Consider the following 4,437-nt stretch of genomic DNA (forward strand, 5'->3'; position numbering starts at 1 on the left):
GAACATGGCTATGGCTGCCAGACACTCTGCGGTTGGCTGACGAAGAACGGCGATCGATACGAACTGACTACCCAGGGACGTGAAGCGCCGGACTGACTTCGCGCGAGCATAGGCCACCAGCGAGCGCGCAGGTTTAGGAAACGCCTACCGCGCGTGACCATTGGGTAGGTTCGGAAAACCATGGAGCCTAAAATGCGGAAGGCGATTATTACAGTCCTAACAGCAGTGGTACTCGCAGGGGCCGCTAGCGTTGCATATGCCCAATCTAACGGATCAGGTAGTGCAGGTGCTGGCGGAGCTGGTGGTGCTGGCGCGGGCGTCGGCACCGGCGGATCGACGGGCATGGGCGGCTCGTCGTCGAGCGCAGGGGGCGCCGGGACTACTGGTTCTGGAGCCGGGGCTAGTGGCACAACTGGCTCGGCTGGCGGATTGCAAAAGGGCGCCATTCACCCCGGCAGCCCAGACGATTCGACTCGTCGCCGGAGGCGATACTGAAAGACCGGCGGGCTCGACCTCGGTTGCGACTGTCCCGCGCTCCCGGATTCTGTCGCCGTCGATAAGTTAGCCGCCAATTCCTGTTAGGAGCCGCCACTAGGGCCTCTTTCGGTTACTGCTTTAGGAACGAAGACTTCGGGAGCAGGTTGCCAACTCGGTGCTTGCCCCTGACAAACAGGCACCATCTCTGCGTGATGAAGGCCCCAGCTTATCCCCCGAAGCTGGGGCCTATTCTTTGCAGTCCACCCTGCCCGCAATTGAGAAACGATATTCTGTAACAGTGAGGCTTTCAGAAACTTCTGCTGCGCGATTACAATTCCCTCGCGCACCGGGAATTTAATTTTGATGCTTCCTCCGTGCAGTCACATAGCCGTTTTCGCAATGTTCGATCTCACGCACCTTGCGAGCATATGTCAGGTATTTGTTGATTAGATCATAGTCGTTGGGACTAAACCGGATTTGCTTTTCCATTGCGGCGAGATCTTCGCGCAGCGCGGCAGCGTCCAACATCGTAGTCCCTCCTTCGCAATGTACACACGACGCCAAATGGGAGCGGAGATCGGTCTGGGGCCGCCCATTTGACGGTACTATTCGCCGGAGTGCCCTAGTCGTTGCGCGGCGATATCAGCCACCCGGCAAAGTTAGTAGTTTCCTTCTGGCGGTCCTTCCCAAGCAGACTGTCTCGCTTGTGCCCTGGTGGAAAGGATCTGGCCTCATCGCTCAACTGCCGCGCTTCTAGGTCGAGCCGGGCCTTCAGCGAAGCCTTACGTATGAACCGGTGTCGCTTCATTACACAACTCCATTCGCGAAAATGCTCTGTAGTTAACTCGGCTCAATTGCATTGGTTCTTGTGTTCAACACATCGGACTGCCAGTCGCCGCGAGCGCCGTTGGTGAATGCTCGGTGAACGATCCATTTAACCGCCGTTCAAGAGGAAGGACGTTTTGCCATCGCGTTAAACCGGTGAAGCGTGTGACTGCATCAGTGGTCACGGATTGAACGCAATCCCATTCGCCGGCTAGCCCGTCAGTTGAGCGGTGCTGGCTCGAGCTGCATGAGAGCGGCACGTACGTGCCGCTCTTGACGGCTGAAGCCGCCAACTGAAGCAGCCTTACTCTGGCGGTCGTAATCCGGGCGATCGCAGCCACCCGCTCATATGCGAACCGGTCTCGGCTTGCCGAGCTCTCCGCAGCAAGTTCTCCCGCTCGATACCCGGGGGGACATCCTTCGCTTCGTCTCGCAGGCGAATGGCCTCTGCCGCTAGACGATCTTCGAGAGACTTTGCTTGTTTGAAACGATGCCGCTTTTGCATGGCCCAGCTCCCTGTTTGAGGCGCGAGCGCGGCGTTCTCATCACCGAGCATGCTGAGCACCGCGCAGTGATAACGAAATCTGCGGCCCAAAAGGCGCGAGCGCCGATGCAAAAGATAGCCCTTCCTATGCGGAACGAGTGCGGGACTAACATAGGATCAGGATTAACATAGGATATTGTCGTCGGATGACTTCGTGTCGCGCGGGGGCGACCGAATGTCTGCATGGGGTTCGCGACCGGATTGAGCCAGCAGCAAGTCAGGGTATGGTCCGCTATGCCCCGATAGCGAACCCCGATAGCGGTATACCGCTAGGTCTGCGTGGCGCTCCGAGCCAATATCTCCCTGGTTTCGCGTAGCAACGAGATGCGTGCTCGTGACGGTGGGCTCGAACAGGAATAGCATCCACTCATTAGGGGGAGGCGACCATGTTCAATCCCACACAAATTGTCATCGAGGCATTTATCGAGCAGCTTCGGGAGGCATACGTTCAAAGCTATGGCGTCCTTGAGCCGGCCTATCCGGACATCATTGCATTCGTGGGACGCCTCGCTTTAGAAAACATCGCCGACAGCGATGCAGCCTACCACGATATGAACCACACCATAATGGTAACGCTTGTGGGCCAAGAGATCTTGCGCGGGAAGCATACCAAGGAGGGCGGCGTTACGCCACGCGATTGGCTCCACTTTGTTATTTCACTTCTTTGCCACGACATTGGTTATGTACGGGGGGTATGTCGAGGCGATCAGGAGGGGAAATATGTCTGCAATGAAAAAGGTGATCTCGTGCATATTCCCCCGGGAGCAACCGATGCATCTATGACTCCCTACCATGTGACACGATCGAAACTCTTTGTCGTTGAGCGCTTTGGGAAAGCGAGCTTGACACATATCGATGCGCTCGAGATCCAAGCCAATATTGAGCACACGAGATTTCCTGTGCCTGAGCACGAACAGCATGCCAGTACGGCAGACTATCCCGGCTTGCTTCGAGCGGCGGATTTGATCGGACAATTAGCCGACATCAACTATCTCCGCAAAACTTCGGCATTGTTTGCGGAATTTCGCGAAACAGGCGTTAGCGAAAAACTCGGCTATCAAAGTTCTGACGATCTACGGGCAGCGTATCCGTCGTTCTTTTGGAAGGCTGTCCGTCCCTATATCGGCGATGCACTTAGGTACCTGAGGGTCACACAGGAAGGCAAGCAGTGGATCGCGAATCTTTATGCCCACGTGTTTTCGGAAGAGCACCGTGGAGCACTCGGCGCCTAGCATAGGCCCGAGGCGCCACGACTTCTGTTGACTTCCGCTGAGGGTCATTCGCGACTGAGCCGGGCAGAGCTCACTACCAATCGATGTCCGCTTCGGTCCCGATAGCGCCCGCATTTGTGCAGAAGCAGCAAATGACGCGAGGGGGCACAATCGGACGTTCAATTGATCGAACGCTGGGTCCGCCGCGTGCTATCCTCCATCGGCTGAGTTGTCACTATAGGGACGGAGGATGACATGCGTATCGCTGTGATGGCGGCCGGTGCCCTTGGCGGTTATTTTGGAGCACGTATGGCTGCGGCAGGGCACGATGTCTTCTTTATCGCACGCGGCTCTAACCTCGAGGCAATCAGGAAAAACGGTCTCAGGGTCGAGAGTGTGCTTGGCAATCTTCATTTGCCTGAACCCAATGTGACCGATGATCCGACCACGGTCGGCCCGGTTGATATCGTTCTGTTCGCTGTCAAGCTCTGGGACAGCGAGAAGGCGGCCAGGCTGTCCCTCCCCCTGGTCGGACCCCACACGCGGGTGATCCCATTGCAAAACGGCGTCGATAGCGCGGAGAGGATCGCCCCAATTCTCGGCACCGACAATGTGGTCGCCGGGAGTGCCTATATTGCTACAGTGCTGTCAGCGCTTGGCGTCGTCACCCACACGAGCCAGTTCGCGCGCATGGTCTGCGGGAGGACCGACGGCAAGCCCGATGGGTATCTCAAAGCCTTTGCCGACGCCGCTCATGTGGCCGGGATCGACATCTCAGTGTCCGACGCGATTGACCGGGAGCGCTGGCAGAAATTTGTATTTCTCGTCGGGCTATCGGGCGCGACCGTAACGACTCGCCAGCCGCTGGGGCCAATCCTGGCGGACCCGGATACGCGAGCGTTCTTTTACAGCCTGATGAGCGAGGTGGTGGCGGTGGGCCGCGCCAAGGGCGTTCCGATACCGGAGAATTTTGTCGAGGACAGAATGAAATTCGCCGAAGCCTCGCCACCGACCTTCAAGGCTTCCATGCTGCACGATCTCGAACGCGGCAACCGGCTCGAACTCGACTGGCTCGCCGGAAAGGTGGTGGAGTTCGGGCGCTCGCTTGGCGTTCCTACGCCAGCCAACAATGCGGTCTATGCCATGCTCAAGCTGCACCGGATGGGTAACGCCCATGCCAACTGAGCGAAGCATCCCAGGGTATCGACATGTCCGCCTCGGGGTCAAAAGCGGTAAGGCTCAGACCGAGCAAATGTTTTCCGGTTTTTGTCTCAAAGCAGACGCAAGGCGTTTATGAGTACACGCCCTAGCACTACTTTGGCAGATCGTTGATTTTGCCGTGCTTTTAGGATTCCCGAATCAATTTTTCAATGATTCATG

The 4,437-nt window shown here is 57.2% G+C and carries 3 protein-coding genes; 2 read left to right on the plus strand and 1 reads right to left on the minus strand.

Annotated elements, in window-relative coordinates; translation table 11 throughout:
- Positions 1-831: 831 nt before the first annotated feature.
- Positions 832-1,005 (minus strand): hypothetical protein, encoded by a 174-nt coding sequence (locus Q2941_RS50865; RefSeq protein WP_458197426.1) that lies wholly within the window; start codon positions 1,003-1,005, stop codon positions 832-834.
- Between the two features lie 1,227 nt (positions 1,006-2,232).
- On the opposite strand from Q2941_RS50865, the gene Q2941_RS50870 reads away from it, so the two are divergent.
- Together Q2941_RS50870 and Q2941_RS50875 are read left to right on the plus strand one after the other, a co-directional pair.
- Positions 2,233-3,078: an Npun_R2479 family HD domain-containing metalloprotein gene (locus Q2941_RS50870; RefSeq protein WP_458197427.1), complete on the plus strand. Its 846-nt coding sequence runs from the start codon at positions 2,233-2,235 to the stop codon at positions 3,076-3,078.
- A gap of 234 nt (positions 3,079-3,312) precedes the next feature.
- The gene (locus Q2941_RS50875) at positions 3,313-4,242 is read left to right on the plus strand and encodes a ketopantoate reductase family protein (RefSeq protein WP_458197428.1); all 930 of its coding nucleotides are present in this window, start codon (positions 3,313-3,315) and stop codon (positions 4,240-4,242) included.
- Positions 4,243-4,437 lie beyond the last annotated feature (195 nt).

The organism is Bradyrhizobium sp. UFLA05-153, from assembly GCF_054185185.1.

Coding starts and splice junctions, on each gene's coding strand:
- Q2941_RS50865 (WP_458197426.1), bottom strand. CDS start 1,005: ATGTTGGACGCTGCCGCGCTGCGCGAAGATCTCGCCGCAATGGAAAAG.
- Q2941_RS50870 (WP_458197427.1), top strand. CDS start 2,233: ATGTTCAATCCCACACAAATTGTCATCGAGGCATTTATCGAGCAGCTT.
- Q2941_RS50875 (WP_458197428.1), top strand. CDS start 3,313: ATGCGTATCGCTGTGATGGCGGCCGGTGCCCTTGGCGGTTATTTTGGA.